This window comes from Haloplanus sp. XH21 (assembly GCF_023276355.1).
Classification (GTDB): Archaea; Halobacteriota; Halobacteria; order Halobacteriales; family Haloferacaceae; genus Haloplanus; species Haloplanus halobius.
In genome coordinates this window covers 1,081,569-1,102,600 of sequence record NZ_JALLPL010000001.1, presented here as the reverse complement: position 1 = coordinate 1,102,600, position 21,032 = coordinate 1,081,569, and the positions used below count along the sequence as shown (strand labels likewise).

Here is a 21,032-nt window from a genome sequence, read left to right as displayed (position 1 = left end):
GCAGGCGCTCGATATGGGGGCGGAATGAATCGATCTCGACTCCTGACGGCGCTTCTGGTTTCGGCCATCGTGGGCAGTTGCCTGGTGGCGCCGCTGACGAGCGTCGGCGCCGCCCAGAGTACCGCGGATGAGTCGGAGGCATACGTCTCGATCGGAAACGTCTCGGTGTCCCCCCAGTATCCGGGACCTGACGAACAGGTCACGGTCACGGCGACGTTCCGGAACTCCGCGAATAGTGGTGGGGCTGCCAAGCTTACGGAAGCGAGCCTTCGTGGGCCCGGCGTCTCGAGACGGAGTTCGGCAGATAACCTCGGTGACCTCGGTCCCGGGGACTCGATCGAGGTTCCCTTTTCCACGACGTTCGAAGAGACGGGACAGAAGCGGCTCACGGTCGTGCTTCGCGGGCACGGCCCCGATGGGAGCGTCTTCGTCGTGGAGCGACCGGTCTACGTGACCGTGGAGGAATCGAGCGGCATCTCGCTCGCCTTCTCGCCGGTGTTCGACGCCGATCCCGCTGCAGGCGCGGAAACCCCGATCAACGTCACGCTGGCAAACGGCGACAGCGAGGCCGTCACCGGAATCCAGCTCGAGCTCAACGGCAGTGGGACCGTCGAGGATCCACAGCGAGTCAAAGGATCCATCGGCGCAGGGTCGGAGCAGACGTTCCAGTACGACGTTACGTTCGATGGCACCGGAACGCAGACGCTCAGCGGCGACGTCACGTACACGACGTCGGAGGGGATGCGGCGAACGGCCACGAAATCGGCCGATATCGAAGTCAGTGAACCGGACATCAGCGCTGGTCTCACAGCGAGAAGCGCGACCGACGGCTCGGTCGAAACCAACGTCGAGTTGACGAACTTCGGAAACGCGGCGTTCTCCGACGTAGAGGTCGTCGCGAGCGCGGGCGGGGATGTTGTCGCTCGGAACCTCATGGAAGACGTCGACCCCGACTCGAGTCGATCAGTGAGATTCGATGTTCCGAGCTCCGTCGATGGCACAGTCACGTACACGGCGACCTACACTGCGGCTGGAACCACGCACACGACAGCCGTACAGGACCAATCCGCCGTCTCGGGGGAGATCCGTCTCGTCAGCGTCGCAACATCCCGGTCCGGGGCAGGAGTGACCCTGCAGGGTGACGCCGCGAACATCGGCAGTACCACTGCCGAATCCGTCCTGCTCAGGGTCGTCGACACTGACGACGTAGATCCGACCGCTCCGGTGGGAGAGTATTATGTCGGCGAAATCGAGGGCAGCGAGTTCGGCACCTTCGAACTGAGTGCCGAGACGGGATCGAACGCCTCGACGATACCGGTCGAAGTCACGTACGTCGTCGATGGTGACCGAGTGACATCGATCCAACGGATCGACATCGCGTCGATATCGGGGAGCAGTGGACAAGCCGCTACCGGGGGGAGCGACGAGCAAGCGGCGGGCGAGGAGCAGGGTCCGCCTTCGGATGGGGGCCCACCGATTCTGGGAATCGGGATCGCCGTGCTGGTCGTGATCGCTGGTGCCGTCGGCTTCGGCATCCGTCGCTGGCGTAGCCAATGAGTATTATCGAACTCACCGATGTCGTCAAGCGCTATCAGAGCGGAGAGGAGGTGGTCGAGGCGCTGAAAGCCGTCGATTTCCACGCCGAGCGCGGCGAGATGGTGCTCGTGACCGGCCCCTCCGGATCCGGGAAGAGTACCTTGCTCAATATGATCGGCCTCCTCGATACGCCGACTGAGGGGACGATTCTGCTCAACGGTCGAAACGTGACGGATTTCGACGAGGACGAACTTACCGAGGAGCGTCGGTCGTCGCTCGGATTCGTCTTTCAGGATTTCCATCTGCTCCCGATGCTTACGGCCGTCGAAAACGTCGAACTCCCGTCGATGTGGGATCGAAGCGTCGACCGCCATGAGCGTGCCATCGACCTGCTGCAGTGGGTCGGCCTCAGTGACCGGCTCACCCATACGCCAGCCCAACTGTCCGGCGGCCAGCAACAGCGCGTCGCCATCGCTCGCGCGCTCATCAACGAACCGGATATTCTCCTCGCGGACGAACCGACGGGGAACCTGGATCAGGCGACCGGTCGAACCATCCTCGAAGAGATGACGCGTCTCAAAAAGGAGGAGAACATCGCCATCGTCGCGGTAACCCACGACGAACAGATGAAGGACTACGCGGATCGCGTCGTCCGCCTCGTCGACGGGGTGATCCAGTCGTGAGCGTCGCGGCTATTCTCCGGCGGTTCCCCAGCGCGTTGATGGCGTGGCGAAACCTCGGCCGGAATCGGATGCGCACCGGTCTGGCCGCGCTCGGCATCGTCATCGGTGTCATCGCGATCGCCTCGCTCGGCATGGCCGGCGTCGCGATCCAGCAGCAGGCGACATCGCAACTCGGAGGGCTCACCGATCAGGTGTCCGTCTCTGCCGGCCAAGATAGCGTCGAAGACGGCGTGACAGCCGACCAGATCGATGAGATGGACAGTGTTCTGACGGACGCACGGGTCGTCCCACAGAAGACCAACGACACGACGGTCTCCTCGCGAAGCGACGAGGCGTACGTGAGCGTGACGGGTGTAACCGAAGCGAGCGCGCTCTACGACGTCTCCAGCGGGGAGGCACCGGACCGACTACAAACCGGTGCGTTGCTCAGTAACAGCACTGCCCAAGAGCTCGGCCTCGAGATCGGTGATCCGGTCAGATACGACGGACAGCTGTACCGGATCCGGGGCTTTATCGCCTCCGACAGCGGCTTCGGGCCCGGCGGTGGCGGCGAACTCGTCCTTCCTCTCTCCGCACTCGCCGACCAACAGCACTACGACGCCGTGACGATCATCGCCGAAGACGGCGACGAAGCCTCGGCGATCGCAGACCGGCTCGAAGCGCATTTCAACACCGAGGGACGGGACTCCGAGGAGGAGTTGCAGATCACTACCTACGGGAGCGCCCAAGAGAGCATCAACTCCTTCATGAACACCCTGCAGCTCGCGCTGATCGGCATCGGCTCGATTTCGCTGGTCGTCGCGAGCGTGGCGATCCTCAACGTCATGTTGATGAGCACGGTTGAGCGCCGTGGCGAAATCGGCGTCCTTCGAGCCGTCGGCATCCGCCGCGGTGAAGTCCTCCGGATGATTCTCACCGAGGCAGCCTTCCTGGGTGTGGTTGGGGGGGTCATCGGCGCAGCGGGATCGCTCGCCGTCGGGGTCGTCTTATTCAGCGTGCTCACAGGTGATGCGACCCTCGTGTTCGGCTGGGGCAGCGTCCGGTATCTTCTGTTCGGCTTCCTCTTTGCAGTCGTCACGAGCGTGCTGAGTGGGATCTACCCCGCCTGGAAGGCGGCGAACGACCGGCCAGTCGAGGCGCTCCGAGGATGAGTGGATGAACGTCACCCAGTCGCGCCATCGAAACGGAGCACGGGACATCGCTCGACGTGAGTCGGTACGCTACGACGTGATTCCGTCGACATCAGAAGCTATTTCCGCGTATTCCCCCGCAATTGCGGTAATGCGGCAGTTATTGTGGTGGCTCATCGGTGGTTCGCGGGGAGGTGAAAACCGCCTCCGGATCGTCCGAGCGCTCCACAAGCGTCCGAGGAACACGAACCAACTGTCGGAGGATCTCGATTTGAACTACAAAACCGTCCAACACCACCTCGAGGTGCTCGGGGAAAACGACATCGTGACGACGGAAGGCGACACCTACGGGAAGATGTATTTTCTCACCGATCGCATGGAACGAAACCTGGATATCCTCGACGAAATCGCCGAACAAGCGGACATAAACAGCCATGGGGACTGATCGAAACCCACGCCGCAGGACGGCACTCGTCACCGCCATCGGACTACTGTGTGGACTGCTTGCCATGCTCGCGGTCGGGGTCTTCCCGGCCCCCCCGAAGTGGATTCCGGAACTGTTCGTGTTCCTCGTCCGAGTCCAAGTGTTCGTCACGACGTTCAATCTCGTGCTGCTGATGGCGCTGCTGTGGACCTACGTCTCCCTCTATCGCGACCTGCCGAACAGATACACACGTAGTCTCATTCTTCTCAGCCTGGCGCTATTGCTCTACGCGCTGACCGCCAATCCGGTCATCCACTTGGCGTTCGGCTTTCCGCCGTCCGGGGGGAGCCCGTTCATCGTCATCCCCCACGCGTTCGTCGGGGTAGCGATCATCGTGCTGTTCTATCAGAGTCAGACATAAGGGCGCTTCTGCGCCGATAGCGTTCGGAAACCGACGGCCCGGTGTCGGCCGCCATGACACTCATCGAGAGACCGAGAACGGCACACTGATTCGGGGCGCAAGCGGGCAAGGTCGGCACGACTCAACGACGAACGGTCGTGGCCGTCGCTCAGTCGTCCGCCGCCGCGCCCTCGGCCGCGCCCGGCTCGGTCACGCCACCGGTGGCCCCGCGCGGGAAGTTATCGATCGTCGCCGCCCGGAACGCCGATTCGTCGAACGTGTACTCCCCGTCGAGGAAGTCGAGGACTGCCTTCGTGTCCCGCCGGGCGTTTTTGAGACAGGTCGACGCACCCGGCGACGGGGTGATGTTGAAGATGATGTCGTCGCCGACGATCTTCGCCTCGCCCATATCGAGGGACTTCGCCGACGTGTCGACGATCTGTGGCCGCACGCCGCCGTACCCCGCCGCGCGTTCGATGTCAGCGAGGTCGACGCTCGGGACGACTTTCTGGACGTGCGGGAGGAACTGCCGGCGACCGACCTCGGGGAGGTCGTAGACGAGATTGCGGAGGACGTAGGGGAGGAGAATCCGGTCCGAGAGGACGTTCGCGTAGCTGAGCATCGCCGCCGCGTTCAGCCCGAACACGTCGAAGAAGTCGGTCATCGTCGAGAGGCGACCGCGTTCGAGCGTCGGGACCAGTTTCGCGGTCGGCCCGAACCGCGTGACGCTCGGATCGTGGACATCCGCGTCGCCGTGGACGGCAGCGAAGGGGAGTTTCTTCATCTGCAGCGTGTACACCTTCCCGTTCAGGAGGTCGTCGGCGAGGAAGAAACTCCCGGCGACGGGGAGCAACACCTTGTCCTGGCCGTAGCCGAGGTCCTTCGCGATCTGGAGGCTGTGCGAGCCGGCGGCGACGACGGTCGCGTCAGCGTCGAACCGGCCCTCGGTCGTCTCGATGGTGTGCCCGTCGAGCGTCGGCGTGACATCGGTGACTTCCGTGTCGGCGTACACGTCGACGTGGGCCTCGTCGGCCGCGCGCTCGACGAACGACTTCGTCGTGGCGCCGTAGTCGACGACGTAGCCGTCGGGCGTCTGGAGGGCGAGCAGCTCCACGTCGGGGTCCCGGCCCTCGACCACCGCGGGTTCGATCTCCGCGATCTCTTCGCGCCCGATCGGTCGCAGTTTGGGGAAGAGGTCACCGAAGCCCTCCTCGTCGTACCGGCGTTCGAGTTCCGGCACCTCCTCGTCGCCGACCGCGAGCACCATCTTGCTCCGCTTTGCGTGCATCTCGCGGTCGGGGTCGTGGTTCTCCAGATAGCCGGCGAGCAGTTCTGCCCCCTCCTTGACCTCGCGGGCCTTCTCGAGCGTGTAGTTCGTCTCGATGTCGCCGAAATGCAGCGTCTGCGAATTGTTCGTGTGGTGGGAGTTGATCGCCGCGATCTCCGCTTCCTTCTCGATCAGTGCGATCGAGCCGATGTCGGTGAACTTCGCGGTGGTGTACAGGAGTGAGGCACCGCTGATACCGCCGCCGACGATCACCAGATCATATGTGTCAGACATGGGTGTTCCGTGATAGCTACGTCCACGACTGTACTCCAGACGGATAACTCATATTTTTCTCCGTCGAGCTATCGACGATTGTCGACGTACCGGTCGACAGAGGGGCTGTATCGGCGGGTCAGCCCACGAGCCCGTGGGGCGTGATCCTAGGCGTTTCACGGCGATACCGGAGCGAGACGCCGTTCGCAACGGCATAGGCCGCCGGCGTCACTCGGCCGCCAGCGTGATACGCCCGTGAACTCGAACCAGGCGCCGCCGGCGTCGCCGTCGGTGACGCGAACGGGCCAGCCGTGGGCCTCGGCGACCCGCGCGACGATACTGAGGCCGTACCCCGTTCCGCCGCGCCGAGTGGTGTACCCGTAGTCGAACACGATATCGCGGTTCTCCTCGGGGTGCCGCGCCATCCCGGTAAACAAGCACTGGAGGAACGAGCGATCCGGACGAGTGGTCACGGCACCGTCCTTGGATTGTCGGACCAGATGAGTGTCTCAGGGGTGGATAGAAGTTACCGGGGCGTGGCCACTCTTAACACGCGTCCCCTGATAGTGTCAGAGCCAGGAGTCCATGTTCGACCGAGCGCTTCTTCCGACGGACGGCAGCGAGGCAGTCGGGCCCGCAGAGGAGACCGCCATCGACCTCGCTGAAATACACGGGGCAACGCTCCACGTGCTCTACATCGTCGACCAACCGACCTCTGTTTCCGGGACGGGTGAGGGAGTACCTGGATTGGATGCCCTTTTGGACGCGTTCGAGCAGGAAGGACAGGAAGCCACCGGCGATGTCGCCGCGCAGGCAGCGGACCGTGGCATCGAAGCGACGAGCGCTGTCCGACGTGGAAACCCGCACGACGATATTCTCACGTACGCTGAGGACCACGATATCGATGTCATCGTCATGGGAACCCACGGTCGAACGGGCGTTAAGCGAGCGCTACTCGGTAGCGTGACCGAAGACGTTGTCCGCCACTCCGAGATTCCGGTATTGACCGTCCACCGGGACCCGGAGGAGTAGGTCTCTCACAGCCCTCCGTCACGGGCGGGCGAAATCCGGGCCGTTCAGTGAGCGCTCGGGACTGGCAACCTAATGAACCGGTGTTTCGTCGACGGTCGCGTCGACATCGGGGTCGTAATGCTTCAGCCCCCACGAGACCAGGGCACAGATCGCGCTCAGGACGACGAACAGGGAGAACCCGCGTGCGTACCCGATCTGCCCGAAGACGTCGGTGTAGTAGCCCAGCGCCGGGAGGATGATGAGTGTCCCGCCGCCGCCGACGCCGCTGATCCAACCGGAGGCGCCACCGACGGCTTCGGGGACGAACTTCGGGACCAACTCGAAGACGGCGGCGTTAGCGATCCCCATCCCCGTGCCGAGGATCATCATCCCGATGAACGCCGGCCAGAAACCGCTCGCGAAGGTCATGACGACCGCACCGACGGCCATGACGCTGAAACTCGCGATCGCGACGTTCTCACCACCGAATCGGTCACTGATGCTACCGCCGGGAATCCTGATGAGGGAGCCGTAGACGATGAAGATGCCCGCGAGCAGCCCCGCTGTCGAGAGGTCGAAGCCGTGGAACAGGTCCCAGTAGGTGGGAAACCACGCGGACAGCGAGGTGAACCCGCCGCCGAACGAGACCGTATAGAGGAAGACGAGCACCCACGTCCGTCGGATCGACGCGGATTCTCGCAGCGAGTCCCAGGCGTTCCCGGACGGGAAGATGTCCTGTCCGAGTTCGTCCGCCGTCTCCGTCGCCGCCTCCTGGTCGTTCCCCTGGCGGAGCAGCTGGAAGTAGTACGGGTCGACAGCGTAGGTGGCGTAGGCGATGGTGACGGCGACGACGAACGCGAGCCAGATCCCGTAGGCGATCGCCAGCCCCGTGAGACCAATCAGGACCGGCAGGACATAGACGACCATCCCCGGGCCGATGTTACCGGCGCCGGCGAACGCGCCCATCGCGAACCCCTGTCTGTCGCTGGGGTACCAGTAGGAGGTCTGGCTGATTCCGACGGAGAACGTCGCCCCGCCGGCGCCCGCCAGCAGGCCGAACAGCACGAGCAGCGGGTACAGATGCATCCCGAAATCGTGGGGGTACGTCAGAAACAGCGTGACGACGAGACCTGCGATCCCGACGATCGTCGAGGCTAACAGGATGAGCATCGGTTTCTTTCCGCCGGCCTCGTCGACCCAGGCCCCGAACGGGATCCGCAGCACTGCTTTGCTGAGGTGTGGCGAGCCTAACAACAGTCCGTGGAAAACGCCGGTGAGGGCCAAGTGTTCCTCAAATATCGGGCCGGCAGCCCCGTAGAACACGATCGTGGTGAGGCCTGCGAAAAACCCGACCGTCGCCATAAATAGGCCACGTCGAGGCGTACCCTCGACGCCGTTCGCTTCCGCGACGCGGTTTTGGCCAGTCATTTTTCCGCGGGGGGAGTCTGGCCCCGTCTGACTGCTACAGTCCGATTGGTCCCTTTCCGGTGAGCATCAGTATATCCGCGCCGGTGCTCATATGACGGCCTTGTCCGAGACATCTTCGTACAGTTCGTTTCGTAGCAACGGGCCCTTGTCTCTGTCGAATTATTTTTTGTGTGTCAATTTTAGAAGACCGGAATTCTGCAATTTCGGTTCCCCGTAGGTAGTGATAAACTGCTGTGGATTAATATACTATCAGAATTTAGATAGTTGTCTGTGGGAGTGGCGCGGCCGACGAGGTCGGGGCCGTCGGTTTCGGTGGACGTGACGATCTCTCCTCCTCCGGTGGCGGCGATGCCGACGAATCGACGGCGTTTCGCGACCGATGTCGTGATCGCGTCAAGCGGGGAGATGTCGAGCTCCTCGGCCATCAGCAATGAGTCGGGGTGTCGCGACACGAAACGCGCCCACAGATCAGCAAAGCGGGGCCCTGCATCGACCGAATCTTGATGTGCTAGCTCCCGGAACTGACCAAGCATGGCAAGCGCGGCAGGCAGTCTGACCGAGCCACAGGTGCTCGCGCACACGAAACGGCGGCTCTTCCCCGAAGCCGACGAGGGATACGCCGTCGTCGACACGCAGTTCTCCTCGGATCGCTGGCTCGCCAGCCAGCACATCGGCCCGGAGATCAAGGACGCGCTCTCGCCGTTCAATCACGTTCGGGTCGGCACCGGCTATCCCGACCTGGTCGGCGTTCGCACCCTCGACGACGGGCTCCTCGCCGTCGACCGACTGGGTGACGACCCGCCGTTGATCGTCGTCGAAGCGAAAGGGCATACGGATCACGGCCGGGTCGACATCGAACGCGGGATCGTCCAAGCGTACGACCGATTGCACGAGGCCAACGCCGCCTACGTCGCGGCGCCGGCGAGTGCTATCTCCCAATCGGCCTGCACGCTCGCCCGGGAGTTGAACGTCGGCGTCCTCGGTGTCGAGACGGACGGCGCCGTCGAGGCCATCGAAGCCCCGCGCATGGTCGGAAACCGGACGACGACGGAGACGAGCGCGATCCGATTCCAGGCCAGCGCGCAGGGCGTCGCGGACAAGTCGTTCGGGCTCAACCACCCGAAGAACTACCTCGCGTACCCGCTCGCCGTGCATCATACGGCAGAGACGGAGGGCATTCTGGCCGAGCGAGTCGTGCGCGCAGTCGACGACGCGCGCACGGGAGCCGCGTTCCTGAATCTCGTCGACGACGACCCCGACCGTATTCACCTGACGCCCCTCGGGAGAGAGGTCGTCCGGTTCGCGCTCCGGGAGTACGAATCGGTCGACGACGCGCTCCGCGCGTTCGACGACTGGAAACGGTCACGCAAGCGTTTCTGCGACATCGCCCCGAAGTGGGGACTGCTCACTCGCCGGGTGGTCTACGAGTATCCCGCGACGAAACTGCTCGTCGAAGAACTTCAGCGGATGCACGCGGACCGGATTCCCGAGCCGACGCTGCCGGAGGTCGTCGAGTACCTCCACGAACTCCATCCCTCCTTCACCGTCGAGTTGTTCGTCCGCGGCGACCAAGCCGTTCGCAGTCGCGTGCTGAACGCCGACGGCGAGTTACAGTCCGCCACGCTGGCCGACGGGGACGTGTACCACTCGCCGACGGTCTTCCAGCTCAAGGCGATGCTGTATCACGCGGGAATTCTGACGACACGGGGCGCCGAACCGTCGAATCTGGACCCCTCGACGGACGTATGGAAGCTGCGGGAGTCGGTTATGTGAACTACCCACCCCTACTCGCTCACGGCTGACGCCGTTCGCTCCTTGAGGGCAGGGCTTCCTGCTTCCACGACGCGCTTTGCAGGAACCGTAGTGGTTCCCGTAGGGAGCGCAGTCTCCACAGGCGTTGATTCGGAGTATCCCACTCCTACATCTTGTAGACCGCGAGAAAGGATGTTCCACGCCGCGTTCGCGTCTCTGTCTGCCTCAAACCCGCAGGCCGGACAGGCGTGTTCACGGACCCACAACGGCTTCTCCGTCGAAACGCCACACGACGCGCACTCTTTCGTCGTCCCTCTCGGATTGACCGCCACGAAGTGCGTCCCTTCGCGGTCGCACTTGTATTCGAGCAACGAGAGGAACGTCCGCCACGCTGCCGATGCAGTATTCCGACTGTTCGACGGACTTTCCATCATCCCCTTCACGTTCAGGTCTTCGACCGCCACGAGGTCGTATTCCCGAGCGTAGTACGCCGAGAGCTTGTGCAAGAAGTCGCGGCGCTTCCGTCGGAGGTCGGCGTGACACTCCGCGACTCGACGCCGTTGCTTCTCGTAGTTGTTCGACCCGTGTTGCTTCCGTGAGAGCTTCCGTTGCTCGCGCTCCAACCGTTCGCGCTCGTCGGAGAGAGTGAGCGGCCCGACCGCCGTGCCGTCGGTGTCGTGTGCGTACTTGAGAATCCCCACGTCGATGCCGACGCACCGTTCAGGGTTCTCGGGAGGCTCGGGTAGTTCACGGTCCATTTCGACGCCGAATGTGGCGAACCACTCACCCGTCGGTTCTTTCTTGAGCGTGACCTGCTTCACGGTGGCGATGTCGGGGATGGCGCGGTGGAGCCGAATCGGTATGTCCGCGAGTTTCGAGAGCGACAGCACAGTCTGACCGCCCTTCTTGTCGAGCTTGAAGCCAGACTGGTACGTGAAACTGCGGAACTCCCGTGGGGGCTTCCACTTGAGGTGACCGACGCCGTAGCCGTTCCTCTTGAGCGCCGAGAGCCCGTTGAGGTTGTCGAACAGGCGTTCCACGACGGTTTGGAGAACCTTCGAGTACACGTCCGAGAGGTCGTCCCACCACTGCTTGAGGTCGGGGAGCTCCGCCCGTAGCGTGGTCATGGACGGCAGTTCACCGTGTTCGTCTTGGTACTCGTTGAGGCGGTAGAGTGTGTGGTTGTACAGTTGCCTACAAATGTCTCGGTGGCGGTCCAACTCCTCACGGTGGGCGTCGGACGGCTTGAGACGGAACTTGTAGGCGTAGTACATTCTACTCGCGTTGGTCCTCGACGTACTGTTTCAGCACATCCAGCGACACCTGCCCCGTCGAGATGAGGCAGTACGAGTCGTTCCAGAACGAGTCGCCCCACAGTTCGGTCTTGAGTTCGTCCGCGTACTCGTTGCGGATACGGCGGGCAGTCGCGCCCTTGGCCGTGTTGATAAACTTCACGAGGTCTGTGGTTGGCTTCGCTCGGAAGAGGATATGTACGTGGTCGTCCTCGCCGTCGAGGTGCGTCAGTTCGACACCGTAGTTGTCCGTGAACCCGCTGATGACCTCGTGAATGAATTGGGTTCGCTCCTCGGTTAGCACTCCGCGCCGATACTTCGTGGTGAGTATCAGGTGGTAGTGCAGGGAATACGTCGAGTGCGCTCCCGAGTCGAGGTCGGACTCCATTGGGTTCGATCAATACTATGCTACCCTACTGCACAAACGTTGTGATTGCGTGGGCCTGTGGGCCTGTGGGCCTGCCACCGAATCGTGTATGAGAACTGTACGGCGCTGTATCCCCTCCCTGCTCGCGCCTCCCGTTCGGTCGGCGCTCGCTGAGGTAGGGGGCTTAGCGCCTACTTTCAGCTAATACGACAATTCACTCTGTACTGCGTATCGAGTATGTTCTTCCCCGGATGCTCCGGCAAACGCTTTTGTCTCGCGGTGCCCTCGTTTGAAGAACCCATGGGGCTTTTCAACGAGCTCGGGCGACAGGTCGAGGAGTTCAAGCAGACTGCGAAGAACGCAGCCAATAGCACTGATACGTTCCAGTGCCCAGCATGTGATGAGCAGTTCGACAATACGCACGAGCACTGCCCGGAGTGCGGGGAGCCGATGGTTGAGTCGACGGGGAAGGATTAGTCGCCTCCTCTGTCTCTGCGACCTCCGTTTGGATATCCGCTTCGCACATGTGGGTTTTCGAGGTATTTGAGCAGCGTCTCCCGGAATTCGGTTAGGGTAGCGGTCGAGACAACGAGTTGGTAGTCACCCCTCAACCCAGCGACGAACACCGTGTGGGAGAACGCCGGTCGAAATGGCACCCGAAATCAAGACGGTGGTGTCGAGCACCGCTGTCATTCAACGTTGTTCCGCGCTTCATGGACGAGCTCGGCTACTTCGGTTATCGAGAGCTCAACCTCGTCAGCGCGCTCTTCGACACGCTGTCGGAACTCTTCGACCGAGGGGAGCTCGACTTTCTTCAGCACGAGGCCGTAGTCGGTGGGAACGACCATCAGCTTCGTTCCTTGTTGCAGACCGAACTCTTCTCGGAGCCGACTCGGGATCGTAATCTGATCCTTTGGCGTCACGGTCGTGATTTCGGGAGTGTCGCTGTTCATGATTATGTAAGGATTCCTTATAATAAACAAGAACCTTCGAGCAGCCTGAAATCTGCGAGCCCTAGCTTTACGGCAATATATTCCCAATAGGAATTCTATGCCTAATGGGAAAGAAAAGACCACGATCGCGCTGGAATATCCGTTTCCCGGCGATCGGGTATTCCGCTATCAGGCGATGCAAGACCTCCTCGGACTGTTAATCGAGGAACCATACGAAGAGTACACGGTGAGTAGACTGGCGGAGATGATTGACGCCACCCAGGCGACGATTTCGAAGTCGGTGCGCCTACTCAACGAGACGGGAGCGATCCAGACCCGTCGAGATGGCAGAAAACGGTACGTCAGTATTCGTCGCGACCGGCTCTCGAAGCCCGATCCCGTTCTCTCGGTTCCACAGACCGAATTCCACAAACCACTCAAAACAGTCATCGACCGCACACAGGAGGCACTCGACAACCTCGTCGGAATCCTCCTGTTCGGCAGTGTCGCTCGTGGCAATGCTGACCGCGCGAGCGACATCGACCTGCTGGTCCTCGTCGACGACGACAAAACCCAAGCCCGTCGCTCCGTCCAGTCCATCGTCAGTGACTTAGAGGAAACCAAGTTCGACGGCAATCGGTACTCGTTCGAAGTGTTAGTCGAGTCGACTGACAGCGCGAGACGAATTGGAGACCGCCTCCAGCAGCAGTTCGACGACGGGATTACGCTCGTCGGCTCGGACGAGCTGTCGGCGATTCGGTCGGAGGTGTACGACGATGGAGAATGACGACATCACGGACGCACTGGCCGCAGCGGAACGGAGCTTCGAGCAATCACCCGAACGGGTCGAAGAGGGGCTCGACGTTGACGAGGCGGAGCTGGTACAACTTCGGCGTGCGTGCCGGCTGCGTGCCGCGGCATCGTTGCTACTGGATCGTGGGTACTACACGGTGGTTATGAAAGATTCGAGGCTAAAACCTCGCCCTTCAGGGCGGGGAGGATGTCAACGAATCGTCGTTCGTGGCGATCGAACGCACCATCCAGTTCCGACTCATCCACGACGGTGCGATGGAGTCGTCCGAGGTAATCAGTAGCCATCGCCGGCTCTACCAGCGTGGGGCCGAAGTCGGGCTCTACGACGAGGAGTTCGCTGCCGAGCTTGCCGAACTGTGGAACCAGAACCGAACGGAAACGTACTATCGACTCGGGTTAGCCACCGAAGCGCAGGCAGTAGCCATGGAGGAGCTTGCAGCCGCTCTTCACCAACATCTGGTCGATGGAAGTCGGATCAGCTACGAATGTCTCTGCTGAATCAGCTGCTCCTGAGGCAGCTAACTGTGGTGAGTGAAGTATACCAGGTTGCTGAGTCCATCAAAGAGTACATTCGTACTCACGAGAATGGGCCGGAAAATCAGACGGTGCGGCGGGACGCACGGATACCCCCCACGGAACAGGGCTTGAATCCGAGCGAATCCAGGGCTTGCTGAATATCCTTGACTGGAGACTAGAACTACTTGAGAACGTCCGGCAGTTCGCCGCGTTCCGGTGTGTTCTCGTCGGGATTGATTCCGAGTTCTTGCAGCTCCTCCTCGGTGGGTTCACGCCCACCGTCGTTTTCGATCGCGTCGACGACGGCATCGAGATTTTCGAGGGCCTCGTCTCGCGTCTCGCCTTGAGCGGACACCTCAACTTCGAGGTCTCGGGCGGTCCAGGTCCCATCCTCGTTGTGAGTCAGGGTGATCCGCGGTTCCCGGCCGGATCCGTGCCCGGAATCGATACTCATACCCATACGTACATGCGGAGAACGGATAAATTACCCTTCCTCTGTGAGTCCGTGCATCGGTGTTCCGAGCGCGTTCCGTTCCATACGGGTGCCTACTCGGCCCACTCCAAATCAGACGGGGCGTACGAGTACTGTTTGATCCCCTCTTCGTCACAATGCGATTCGAGTGCGCCGGGAAACATCTCTGGATCCTCAAGCTGTCCGGTGTAGACCACCGACACCGGCTCGGAGGTAGAACCGCCAGCACGGGCAACTACGACGGCCTCGTCGGGATCGTCGTGACTCGCCTTGACGACCCTGTCGCCCGGCGTGAACGGGTTCTCAGCGAATTCCAGGTTCGTATGCTTGTACGTGTACAGCGTGATGTCCTGGTCGTCGCAGTACGACGAGAGAATGGCCGAGTCGATATCTCGCCAGTTGCTTGGCCCTTCGTCGAGGCTACCGGGGAACGCGACGCAGACGGCCTCACCGTCCATCGACTGACCGTAGACGCCCACGTCCTTCTCCGGAGGTAGGACCTCGACAACGACCGCCACAGACGCGTCCTCGTCACCGGACTTGACGACGCGGTCGCCCGGCGAAAACGGGTTCTGTGGCTTCTGGTTCATGTGGGCCGTGTTCGGGCCGAGATCCATCAGCTCGTTCATCGGACGAGCTGCGAGATGGTCCAGTTTCGTCGGTTCGTCGCCCGAGTACGCTTCCTGGGTCGACACTTTCGACGTGAGCGTCTCGACGCGCTCCCAGCCGAGGAGGATGAGCCCGTCCTCGTTGTCCCGGTGCCACACCATCACGATGATTTCGTCGTCGGGATCCTGGTCAAGGAGCTTCGACGGACGGAAGGCGGAGACATCTCGGGAGGTCTTCACGTCGATTTCGTAGCCGAACACCTCGAAGTCGTAGGCTGAGAAGCTCTCCGGGTGGCACTTACGAATCGCCTCCTCGTTTTCCCACTCCCACATTTCGACGGGGAGGTATTCCCGGCAGAACTGTTCGAAGGCGAGCTCCCCGAGGTTGCCGCGGCGTTTGGTGGGGACGTCGTCGGCGTCCTGCTTCACTGCCTGGTGATGGGCGCGTTTGCGGTCGACGTCGTCGGGGGTGTAGAGGTACACTGTGTTGAACGATATTGCATCGCCTCATGAAGATACTGCCACACCACATCAACAGGCCACTAATACGGTAATCCACTCTGTACTGCGTATAGGAGATACACGTACCACTCAGTTCCTTGTATATAATGGTCATTTGGTCGTTCTTGAGCACGTTTCATTGAGTCCGAGAAACTATATATGTCGCTGCCAAGTACAGCTTTCTATGCCCGCTATCAGCCTAGTATTCCTTGCCGCACAAGCCATTATTTCATCATTCGTTTATTACCTGGCGGGAAGATATGGGGCTCGTTCGCCATTAATCTCCGGCATCCTCGTTTTCATGCTTGGATTTGCTCTTGTACTCGTACTCGACACCGTTATCGGGCTATTTGCGGTCGAACTCCTACTCATCCTCATCTACTTTGTCGGATTACGTGCGGGACGACAGCCTTCAGTTTCAGCGTGATTCCCACAGGTCGATAGCGCTCAATACGCACACCTACTGAGCGGGTGGTTCATATCCGAAAGTCTCGGAATTAACCACCTTGGGAACTGTTCTATGACACCCTCACTCTATGCTACTGGCGGGGTAGAAGTGCGAAATTAGGAAAATGGCAGAGGAACCAGTATGGGCGGATATAGAGTGTGGGTGACTGATATTTCAGTAATGGCGTTTTGAGTCACAGGAAGCAGTCGGCAGCGTAGAGGCAGCGAACTCTAATTAGAAGGGAGTAAATGGTACCTCAAATTCTGTTTCAATTACGTCCAGCACTGCGTCTACTGTGAATTGGGAGAAAGCATCGGTATCGATATCGCTGCGGACTTCGTGTGGTCGGTACGATGCAGTCTGCATATTTCGTGTTCGAACAGTCCTGAGCGAATCTCGGAGACTGGCTTCTTGAAACGGGTTATCGAGGTCATCTATGGATTCTCCTTTCGGTCGAATCCAGAGTTCCCAGTCGAATCCATCAGAAAGTATTGCTACTGCATGGATGTCGAGGTCGCTGTCAAGATAGTTCTCCATGTCGTTCCGCGCGTTTTCGATTTTCTTTGGGGGTTTTACTTCGCCGAAAAACCGGATGTCTTGCTGCATCGCTACCTCGATTGGAATCGAGGTAACTGCGAAGTCGGGAATGCCGCCGCCTCGTGGCCATCGTGGCGCGTACTGTTTCGGTTGTGGGCGCAACGAGTACCCGAATGCCTGTCGGAGCATCGGGAATACGAGATGGTCTTCGATGAAACGCTCTGGTTTTTGGATGAGATTCTGTCCTTTGAGAAAGTGTTTTCCGTCAACGACGGTGTCGAAGTGCGCGGTGCATTCGCGTGCTCCGATCTCATCAATGAAGTCCTCTAGAACGTTCAGGATGTAGTTGGCAAGTGGGTCGTGGTCATCGAAGGTGGTAGGTTGATTTGTCATTTAATCAAGTGTCGGGCAATCATCCTTCAGGTCCTTGTTGGAGTGTAGTGTTAGAAATCGGAGAGGGATTGTTGCCGCTCGTAATCGTATTTCCTTCAATCTTCCCCATAAACTTATAACTCTCCACGATTTCAATAGGTTCGAGTCCCGGACAGAGGCGAGAGCCGCACACGATCCGCATGGGTTCCGGAAATTCAGCGGGCGCTCAAACGGCGGCTGAAAATTCAATTCCGGCTCTACAAGCGTTGAAGAGCAAGAAAACCGGATGGTTACAAGTCGTGCGGATTACGGATGGGTTGGGGCGGATTCGAACCGCCGGCCTGCTCCGTGTGAAGGAGCCGTCATAACCTGGCTAGACCACCAACCCGCGCAGTAAATCGGTACTTGGGACGGCGACTTAAGGGTTGTCTTATACGGTTTATTGTAAGTCAGTACCGGTGGGTCGCTGGGACGGTCAAGCGAACCACCGGTAAACAGTTACACTAATCCGTATTACTCGTCCGAATCGCCGCGGTAGCGACGGATTCGCTCCCGAGCGTCCTGGATGGCCGTCTTGGCCTCGCCCTCGGCACGCTCCTCCAGTTCGGCCAGGTCGTCCTGCAGTTTCTGCAGTCGCGACGGCTCCGGTTCTTCTTCGTCCTCGTTCCCGGTGAGTTCGCGGAATCGCTCTTCGAGCGGGTCGAGTTCCTCGAGGACGCCTTCCTTGGCGTGTTCAGTGGCGCGGCTGAGGTAGTATCGTGCGTCTTCGAAGTGCTTGTTCATATCTGACCCAAGGCGAAGGACAAATATAGCTTTTGTGGGGGGGTGTGACAGGGAAGCCGAAAGCAGTCACACGCCGCGTCAGTACGTGGGACGGTCTTCGGGCACGCCGTCGCGTTCGTTGACGAGGCGGGCAAAGGTGAACAGCGCGTCCGAGAGGCGGTTCAGATACGCGATCGCCTGATCGTTGACGGGGTCGGTGCCGGCGAGGTCGACCGCGCGTCGCTCGGCCCGGCGAACGACCGTCCGTGCGTGGTGGAGGGCCGCGCCGGCCTCGCTGCCGCCGGGCAGGACGAACGACTCCAGTGGGGCGAGTTCGGCGTCGGCCTCGTCGATCCACGTCTCGAGTTCCGCGACGTGGTCCTCGCGGACGACCGGGTCATCCTCGTCGGGATCGGGGTTGGCGAAGTCCGCCTGGACGACGTGGAGGTGGTTCTGGACGCGTTCGAGATGCGCGTCGATGTCGTCGTAGCCCGTCGGGCGGATGGTGCCGATGAGGGCGTTCGCCTCGTCGACGGTGCCGTAGGCCTCGATCCGCGGACTCGTCTTCGAGACGCGCGACATGTCGCGCAGGTCGGTCATCCCCTCGTCGCCGCGGCCGGTGTAAATCTTCATGCGAGGGTCCGATCCACGAACTGCAGGATGTTGTCGCTCTCGGCCATCGTCACCCCGTGATCGTCGTCGACGAGCACCGGCACGCCGCGCTGTCCACTGACGCGTTTGACGCCGTTCCGCTCGGAGTGGAGCGCGTCGACCCACACCGTCTCGTAGTCGATGTCGTGGCGATCGAGGGCGTCGTGCACTTTCTCGCAGTACGGACAGCCTTCGAGCGCGTAGAGCGTGGTTTCCATACGCTGCCGTTGGACCGCCCCGGGCAAGTACCTTGGCCCCGGGGGGATTCGGCTCGGCTGGCGGGCTAGTCTGGGAGAACCCACGGACCGCCGGCCGGCATCGACCGTCCGGTGACTCACGAACGTCGCTGACGCAGGTCGACACCGACGACGACGGCCAGCGCCGCGAACGGGAGGACGGTCGGGAGGCCGCCGGCCAGTTCGGCGACCGAGCCGACGACCGCGCCAACCGCGACGAACAGCGCGGCGAGCACGGGGGCCCCGACGAGCGCGAGGCCCAGCGTCTGCCGGTCGCGCTCGGCACGGAGGTAGCCGATGCCCCACCCGATCAGCCCGGGAAGGGCGAACACGAGCGCGACCAGCGCGAGCAGGGCACCGAGCAAGGCAGTCGCCGCGGCGGTCAGGTCGTCACTGCCACCGCCAGTCGCGGCGAACAGCGTCGTTGCGAGGGTTCCGACGGCACCGCCGAGTATCGCGGCCGACGCACTCCAGCGATGCCACCGCCCCATCCACGGGCGGTCTCGCCGGAATAGCGAGAGCAGTCCCACCACGACGAGCAGCGCGGCGAGCACCGACAGGGGTGGCAGGACGACGCGCTCGATCCACAGCGGACTGAACAGTGGCGGCTCGAAGACGTAGGAGTCGGTCGGAATCGGCCCGTACCAGCGCGGCGGGACCGTCGCGACGATGGCGAGCACGCCCCCGAGGATCGTCAGATCGCCGACGAGCCGTCGAGGGGGCGTCCACATGCTCACACCCCTCCGAACGCGACGACGGTTCCGCGCCGCGTCACCGTCACGACGCCGCCGTCCAGGATCGCCGGCGGCATCGCCGGGTCGACGTCGGCGTACCCCCACGTCGCCTCGCCGAATCGGGCCGTGAAGGCGACCAGCCGGACGGGTGGCCGGCGGTCGCTGTGCCCGGCCTGGAGCGCGACCGCGTGCGACGCCGTGGCGGCCGTGACACTCCCCTCCCCGACCGACGAGCACCAGCGGGGTTCGGGCGGGCCGTCGTCGACGCGGTCGAAGGCGAAGGTGGCGTCCCCCGCCTCGACCGGCTGTTCGGCGGCGTATATCGTCTCCGGCGTGACGACGGGCGCGGAGAACGTCCGTCCGGATCCGCGGTCGACGGTCCACCGCATCGTTCCGTCGGCGAGCGCCACGCCGACGAGTCCCTCGTCGGTGCCGAGATAGACGGTGTCGCCGTCGATGACGGGATACGCGTCGGTGCGCACCGGCGACACCCACCGGCGCTCGCCGGTCGCGGCGTCGATCGCGGCCAGTCCGTCGAGCGCCGCCACGAGGGTCCCGTCGGCGACGGCGGGGAGCGTCGCGTCCGCGCCCGCCGCCGACCACTGGACATCGCCCGTTGCGGCGTCGAGCGCGACCAGTTCGGTGGTCGTCGGCACGACGACGGTTGCGTCGACAACGACCGGCGTTCCCGTCGGCTGGGCGTCCGTGAACTGCCACACGGTCGCTCCGTCGGCGATGTCGAGGGCGGTCAGTCCGTCCGCGGTCGCAACGCAAACGGTGTCGCCGGCGACGACCGGCGGAGCGAGCGTCGCGCTGTCGCGAACGGGCGGCCCCGTCACCGCCGGCGTGAGCGAGACGTTCCAGCGCGTCTCGCCGTCGCGAAGGCCGAGCGCGAACACGCCGTCGCCGGTGGTGAGATACACGCGTCCGTCGGCGACGGTCGGCGAACTCACCGTCGCCTCGGCGTCGTCGACGACGGGCGCCGAGAGGGTCGTCCGCCAGCGGAGCGTCGGCGTCCCGGTCGGCAGGCGACGCGACGGAGCGTACCCCGTGTTGGCGGCGTCGAACCGCGGCGCGGGCCACGCACCGCCGGGGTGTCGATCGAACCCGGTGCCCGTCTCGTCGGCGTCGACGACGGTGTCGGGCGTCGGACCGTCGGAGTCCGGGCACGACGACGAGCAGCCAGCGAGGCCGACGAGGCCGACCGAAAGCGTGCCGAGGAACGTCCGGCGTTGGATGGAGGGCATCGTCGGAACGTACTGATGGGGAGTATTGTAACTGTTTAGAGATTCTCGCGGGGACGGTTCCCGTGAGAATCCCTGACGACTTCCAATAAATCCTGTGACACCTCGATGAACGGTGTCACGCTTCGGCGGCCATGCCACCGAACCGTTATACGCGCTCGTGTCCTATGGGAGCGTATGACACAGACGCTGGTCAGCGACGCGATGACCACACCGATGCTCACGCTCGACGCGGAGACGCCGGTCGACGAGGCGGCGCGGGGCATGCTGGAAGCGGGCATCAAGTCGCTCGTCGTCGTGGGCGAGGCCTGCCAACCGGAGGGCATCTTCACGTCGACGGACGCACTGCAGGTGGCGGCCGACGGCGCTCCGGCCGGCGAAGCCACCGTCGCGGAGTACATGACGACGGACGTCGAAACGGTGAGCCCGGACGAACCGCTGTCCGCCGTCGCCAAGCGAATGGTCGAGGGCGACATCAGCCACCTGCCGGTGACCGACGGCGACGGCAACGGCGTCGGCATCCTGACGACGACGGATCTGACCGAGGCGCTGTCGACGGCCGAGGCGCCGGTCCGATAGCGGCCGTCGAAACGCTGCCGCATAGTTTTGGGTAACTACTTACTACTCGGCCCACCGATAGGTC

Annotated in this window: 28 protein-coding genes and 1 tRNA gene; 13 read left to right on the top strand and 16 right to left on the bottom strand. The window is 62.3% G+C overall.

The genetic code is table 11. The features are described 5' to 3' along the window. Positions 1 to 24 precede the first annotated feature (24 nt). The 5 genes from MXB53_RS05650 to MXB53_RS05630 all read left to right on the top strand — a co-directional run bounded on the left by MXB53_RS05650 (position 25) and on the right by MXB53_RS05630 (position 4,194). Entirely contained in the window at positions 25 to 1,557 is a 1,533-nt protein-coding gene (locus MXB53_RS05650) for a COG1361 family protein (RefSeq protein ID WP_248896368.1), read from the top strand. After that, positions 1,554 to 2,219, top strand: a complete 666-nt coding sequence (locus MXB53_RS05645) for an ABC transporter ATP-binding protein (RefSeq protein ID WP_248896366.1) — start codon at positions 1,554 to 1,556, stop codon at positions 2,217 to 2,219. The genes MXB53_RS05650 and MXB53_RS05645 overlap by 4 nt, the downstream gene beginning before the upstream one ends. Further along, positions 2,216 to 3,370 carry an ABC transporter permease gene (locus MXB53_RS05640; protein WP_248896364.1) on the top strand — a complete coding sequence of 385 codons (1,155 nt, stop codon included), beginning with the start codon at positions 2,216 to 2,218 and terminating at the stop codon, positions 3,368 to 3,370. Before MXB53_RS05645 ends, MXB53_RS05640 begins: the two co-directional genes overlap by 4 nt. Before the next feature lie 130 nt (positions 3,371 to 3,500). Next, positions 3,501 to 3,794, top strand: coding sequence for a winged helix-turn-helix domain-containing protein (locus MXB53_RS05635; RefSeq protein WP_248896363.1), 294 nt, complete (start codon positions 3,501 to 3,503; stop codon positions 3,792 to 3,794). Beyond that, entirely contained in the window at positions 3,784 to 4,194 is a 411-nt protein-coding gene (locus MXB53_RS05630) for a DUF8036 family membrane protein (RefSeq protein ID WP_248896361.1), read from the top strand. The genes MXB53_RS05635 and MXB53_RS05630 overlap by 11 nt, the downstream gene beginning before the upstream one ends. Positions 4,195 to 4,342: 148 nt before the next feature. On the opposite strand, the gene MXB53_RS05625 is transcribed toward MXB53_RS05630, so the two are convergent. Together MXB53_RS05625 and MXB53_RS05620 are read right to left on the bottom strand one after the other, a co-directional pair. Further along, entirely contained in the window at positions 4,343 to 5,734 is a 1,392-nt protein-coding gene (locus MXB53_RS05625; RefSeq protein WP_248896359.1) for an FAD-dependent oxidoreductase, read from the bottom strand. Between the two features lie 155 nt (positions 5,735 to 5,889). Continuing rightward, complete coding sequence (locus MXB53_RS05620; RefSeq protein ID WP_425601195.1) at positions 5,890 to 6,186, bottom strand: ATP-binding protein; 297 nt, start codon at positions 6,184 to 6,186, stop codon at positions 5,890 to 5,892. A 112-nt stretch (positions 6,187 to 6,298) separates the two neighbouring features. On the opposite strand from MXB53_RS05620, the gene MXB53_RS05615 reads away from it, so the two are divergent. Further along, a complete protein-coding gene (locus tag MXB53_RS05615) occupies positions 6,299 to 6,745 on the top strand; it encodes a universal stress protein (RefSeq protein ID WP_248896356.1) in 447 nt (148 codons plus the stop codon). A 69-nt stretch (positions 6,746 to 6,814) separates the two neighbouring features. Here MXB53_RS05615 and MXB53_RS05610 read toward each other — a convergent pair whose 3' ends face one another. Both MXB53_RS05610 and MXB53_RS05605 read right to left on the bottom strand, forming a co-directional pair. After that, positions 6,815 to 8,086 carry an MFS transporter gene (locus MXB53_RS05610; RefSeq protein ID WP_248896355.1) on the bottom strand — a complete coding sequence of 424 codons (1,272 nt, stop codon included), beginning with the start codon at positions 8,084 to 8,086 and terminating at the stop codon, positions 6,815 to 6,817. Between the two features lie 245 nt (positions 8,087 to 8,331). Further along, on the bottom strand, positions 8,332 to 8,577 hold the full coding sequence (locus MXB53_RS05605) for a hypothetical protein (RefSeq protein ID WP_248896353.1): 246 nt from the start codon (positions 8,575 to 8,577) through the stop codon (positions 8,332 to 8,334). Positions 8,578 to 8,683: 106 nt separating this feature from the next. On the opposite strand from MXB53_RS05605, the gene MXB53_RS05600 reads away from it, so the two are divergent. After that, entirely contained in the window at positions 8,684 to 9,925 is a 1,242-nt protein-coding gene (locus MXB53_RS05600; RefSeq protein ID WP_248896351.1) for a hypothetical protein, read from the top strand. Positions 9,926 to 9,936: 11 nt separating this feature from the next. Here the strand turns inward: MXB53_RS05600 and MXB53_RS05595 are convergent, their stop codons facing one another. Further along, positions 9,937 to 11,178 (bottom strand): RNA-guided endonuclease InsQ/TnpB family protein, encoded by a 1,242-nt coding sequence (locus MXB53_RS05595; protein WP_248896349.1) that lies wholly within the window; start codon positions 11,176 to 11,178, stop codon positions 9,937 to 9,939. Position 11,179: 1 nt separating this feature from the next. Then, a complete protein-coding gene (gene tnpA / locus MXB53_RS05590; RefSeq protein WP_248896348.1) occupies positions 11,180 to 11,584 on the bottom strand; it encodes an IS200/IS605 family transposase in 405 nt (134 codons plus the stop codon). Positions 11,585 to 11,863: 279 nt separating this feature from the next. Between tnpA and MXB53_RS05585 the strand changes: the two genes are divergently transcribed. Next, on the top strand, positions 11,864 to 12,040 hold the full coding sequence (locus tag MXB53_RS05585; RefSeq protein WP_248896346.1) for a hypothetical protein: 177 nt from the start codon (positions 11,864 to 11,866) through the stop codon (positions 12,038 to 12,040). Positions 12,041 to 12,252: 212 nt separating this feature from the next. On the opposite strand, the gene MXB53_RS05580 is transcribed toward MXB53_RS05585, so the two are convergent. Beyond that, entirely contained in the window at positions 12,253 to 12,516 is a 264-nt protein-coding gene (locus MXB53_RS05580) for an AbrB/MazE/SpoVT family DNA-binding domain-containing protein (protein ID WP_248896344.1), read from the bottom strand. A gap of 226 nt (positions 12,517 to 12,742) precedes the next feature. Between MXB53_RS05580 and MXB53_RS05575 the strand changes: the two genes are divergently transcribed. Genes MXB53_RS05575 through MXB53_RS15940 form a run of 3 tightly spaced genes read left to right on the top strand, consistent with a single transcriptional unit; the run spans position 12,743 to position 13,806 of the window. Next, on the top strand, positions 12,743 to 13,282 hold the full coding sequence (locus MXB53_RS05575) for a nucleotidyltransferase domain-containing protein (protein WP_248896342.1): 540 nt from the start codon (positions 12,743 to 12,745) through the stop codon (positions 13,280 to 13,282). Beyond that, the gene (locus MXB53_RS16025; RefSeq protein ID WP_486606374.1) at positions 13,272 to 13,589 is read left to right on the top strand and encodes a DUF8154 family protein; all 318 of its coding nucleotides are present in this window, start codon (positions 13,272 to 13,274) and stop codon (positions 13,587 to 13,589) included. Before MXB53_RS05575 ends, MXB53_RS16025 begins: the two co-directional genes overlap by 11 nt. Next, on the top strand, positions 13,516 to 13,806 hold the full coding sequence (locus MXB53_RS15940; protein ID WP_248896340.1) for a DUF8154 family protein: 291 nt from the start codon (positions 13,516 to 13,518) through the stop codon (positions 13,804 to 13,806). Before MXB53_RS16025 ends, MXB53_RS15940 begins: the two co-directional genes overlap by 74 nt. A gap of 199 nt (positions 13,807 to 14,005) precedes the next feature. On the opposite strand, the gene MXB53_RS05565 is transcribed toward MXB53_RS15940, so the two are convergent. Together MXB53_RS05565 and MXB53_RS05560 are read right to left on the bottom strand one after the other, a co-directional pair. Continuing rightward, entirely contained in the window at positions 14,006 to 14,278 is a 273-nt protein-coding gene (locus MXB53_RS05565; protein ID WP_248896338.1) for a type II toxin-antitoxin system HicB family antitoxin, read from the bottom strand. A 92-nt stretch (positions 14,279 to 14,370) separates the two neighbouring features. Further along, positions 14,371 to 15,387 (bottom strand): DUF7961 domain-containing protein, encoded by a 1,017-nt coding sequence (locus tag MXB53_RS05560; RefSeq protein WP_248896337.1) that lies wholly within the window; start codon positions 15,385 to 15,387, stop codon positions 14,371 to 14,373. 202 nt (positions 15,388 to 15,589) lie between these two features. On the opposite strand from MXB53_RS05560, the gene MXB53_RS05555 reads away from it, so the two are divergent. Beyond that, the gene (locus tag MXB53_RS05555) at positions 15,590 to 15,832 is read left to right on the top strand and encodes a sporulation control protein (protein WP_248896335.1); all 243 of its coding nucleotides are present in this window, start codon (positions 15,590 to 15,592) and stop codon (positions 15,830 to 15,832) included. Positions 15,833 to 16,087: 255 nt separating this feature from the next. On the opposite strand, the gene MXB53_RS05550 is transcribed toward MXB53_RS05555, so the two are convergent. From MXB53_RS05550 to MXB53_RS05520, 7 genes are all read right to left on the bottom strand, one after another. After that, positions 16,088 to 16,783 (bottom strand): hypothetical protein, encoded by a 696-nt coding sequence (locus MXB53_RS05550; protein WP_248896333.1) that lies wholly within the window; start codon positions 16,781 to 16,783, stop codon positions 16,088 to 16,090. A gap of 292 nt (positions 16,784 to 17,075) precedes the next feature. Further along, a tRNA-Val gene (locus MXB53_RS05545) sits at positions 17,076 to 17,150 on the bottom strand. A gap of 125 nt (positions 17,151 to 17,275) precedes the next feature. Beyond that, positions 17,276 to 17,545: a DUF7553 family protein gene (locus MXB53_RS05540; protein ID WP_248896331.1), complete on the bottom strand. Its 270-nt coding sequence runs from the start codon at positions 17,543 to 17,545 to the stop codon at positions 17,276 to 17,278. Between the two features lie 78 nt (positions 17,546 to 17,623). Then, positions 17,624 to 18,157, bottom strand: coding sequence for a cob(I)yrinic acid a,c-diamide adenosyltransferase (locus MXB53_RS05535; protein ID WP_248896330.1), 534 nt, complete (start codon positions 18,155 to 18,157; stop codon positions 17,624 to 17,626). After that, positions 18,154 to 18,393: a glutaredoxin family protein gene (locus tag MXB53_RS05530; protein WP_248896328.1), complete on the bottom strand. Its 240-nt coding sequence runs from the start codon at positions 18,391 to 18,393 to the stop codon at positions 18,154 to 18,156. The genes MXB53_RS05535 and MXB53_RS05530 overlap by 4 nt, the downstream gene beginning before the upstream one ends. A 116-nt stretch (positions 18,394 to 18,509) precedes the next feature. Then, positions 18,510 to 19,142 carry a hypothetical protein gene (locus MXB53_RS05525; RefSeq protein WP_425601214.1) on the bottom strand — a complete coding sequence of 211 codons (633 nt, stop codon included), beginning with the start codon at positions 19,140 to 19,142 and terminating at the stop codon, positions 18,510 to 18,512. 2 nt (positions 19,143 to 19,144) lie between these two features. Continuing rightward, positions 19,145 to 20,392: an outer membrane protein assembly factor BamB family protein gene (locus tag MXB53_RS05520; protein WP_248896325.1), complete on the bottom strand. Its 1,248-nt coding sequence runs from the start codon at positions 20,390 to 20,392 to the stop codon at positions 19,145 to 19,147. A 174-nt stretch (positions 20,393 to 20,566) separates the two neighbouring features. Between MXB53_RS05520 and MXB53_RS05515 the strand changes: the two genes are divergently transcribed. Beyond that, complete coding sequence (locus MXB53_RS05515; protein WP_248896323.1) at positions 20,567 to 20,968, top strand: CBS domain-containing protein; 402 nt, start codon at positions 20,567 to 20,569, stop codon at positions 20,966 to 20,968. The last annotated feature ends 64 nt before the right edge of the window (positions 20,969 to 21,032 follow it).

What these genes read in the sequence shown, in the direction of transcription:
- MXB53_RS05645 (WP_248896366.1), top strand. Translation starts at nt 1,554, where the DNA reads ATGAGTATTATCGAACTCACCGATGTCGTCAAGCGCTATCAGAGCGGA.
- MXB53_RS05550 (WP_248896333.1), bottom strand. Translation starts at nt 16,783, where the DNA reads ATGACAAATCAACCTACCACCTTCGATGACCACGACCCACTTGCCAAC.
- MXB53_RS05650 (WP_248896368.1), top strand. Translation starts at nt 25, where the DNA reads ATGAATCGATCTCGACTCCTGACGGCGCTTCTGGTTTCGGCCATCGTG.
- MXB53_RS05615 (WP_248896356.1), top strand. Translation starts at nt 6,299, where the DNA reads ATGTTCGACCGAGCGCTTCTTCCGACGGACGGCAGCGAGGCAGTCGGG.
- MXB53_RS05540 (WP_248896331.1), bottom strand. Translation starts at nt 17,545, where the DNA reads ATGAACAAGCACTTCGAAGACGCACGATACTACCTCAGCCGCGCCACT.
- MXB53_RS05520 (WP_248896325.1), bottom strand. Translation starts at nt 20,392, where the DNA reads ATGCCCTCCATCCAACGCCGGACGTTCCTCGGCACGCTTTCGGTCGGC.
- MXB53_RS05595 (WP_248896349.1), bottom strand. Translation starts at nt 11,178, where the DNA reads ATGTACTACGCCTACAAGTTCCGTCTCAAGCCGTCCGACGCCCACCGT.
- MXB53_RS05610 (WP_248896355.1), bottom strand. Translation starts at nt 8,086, where the DNA reads ATGGCGACGGTCGGGTTTTTCGCAGGCCTCACCACGATCGTGTTCTAC.
- MXB53_RS05535 (WP_248896330.1), bottom strand. Translation starts at nt 18,157, where the DNA reads ATGAAGATTTACACCGGCCGCGGCGACGAGGGGATGACCGACCTGCGC.
- MXB53_RS05605 (WP_248896353.1), bottom strand. Translation starts at nt 8,577, where the DNA reads ATGGCCGAGGAGCTCGACATCTCCCCGCTTGACGCGATCACGACATCG.
- MXB53_RS05625 (WP_248896359.1), bottom strand. Translation starts at nt 5,734, where the DNA reads ATGTCTGACACATATGATCTGGTGATCGTCGGCGGCGGTATCAGCGGT.
- MXB53_RS05525 (WP_425601214.1), bottom strand. Translation starts at nt 19,142, where the DNA reads ATGTGGACGCCCCCTCGACGGCTCGTCGGCGATCTGACGATCCTCGGG.
- tnpA (WP_248896348.1), bottom strand. Translation starts at nt 11,584, where the DNA reads ATGGAGTCCGACCTCGACTCGGGAGCGCACTCGACGTATTCCCTGCAC.
- MXB53_RS16025 (WP_486606374.1), top strand. Translation starts at nt 13,272, where the DNA reads ATGGAGAATGACGACATCACGGACGCACTGGCCGCAGCGGAACGGAGC.
- MXB53_RS05565 (WP_248896338.1), bottom strand. Translation starts at nt 14,278, where the DNA reads ATGAGTATCGATTCCGGGCACGGATCCGGCCGGGAACCGCGGATCACC.
- MXB53_RS05600 (WP_248896351.1), top strand. Translation starts at nt 8,684, where the DNA reads ATGGCAAGCGCGGCAGGCAGTCTGACCGAGCCACAGGTGCTCGCGCAC.
- MXB53_RS05585 (WP_248896346.1), top strand. Translation starts at nt 11,864, where the DNA reads ATGGGGCTTTTCAACGAGCTCGGGCGACAGGTCGAGGAGTTCAAGCAG.
- MXB53_RS05580 (WP_248896344.1), bottom strand. Translation starts at nt 12,516, where the DNA reads ATGAACAGCGACACTCCCGAAATCACGACCGTGACGCCAAAGGATCAG.
- MXB53_RS05530 (WP_248896328.1), bottom strand. Translation starts at nt 18,393, where the DNA reads ATGGAAACCACGCTCTACGCGCTCGAAGGCTGTCCGTACTGCGAGAAA.
- MXB53_RS05630 (WP_248896361.1), top strand. Translation starts at nt 3,784, where the DNA reads ATGGGGACTGATCGAAACCCACGCCGCAGGACGGCACTCGTCACCGCC.
- MXB53_RS05515 (WP_248896323.1), top strand. Translation starts at nt 20,567, where the DNA reads ATGACACAGACGCTGGTCAGCGACGCGATGACCACACCGATGCTCACG.
- MXB53_RS05635 (WP_248896363.1), top strand. Translation starts at nt 3,501, where the DNA reads ATGCGGCAGTTATTGTGGTGGCTCATCGGTGGTTCGCGGGGAGGTGAA.
- MXB53_RS05555 (WP_248896335.1), top strand. Translation starts at nt 15,590, where the DNA reads ATGCCCGCTATCAGCCTAGTATTCCTTGCCGCACAAGCCATTATTTCA.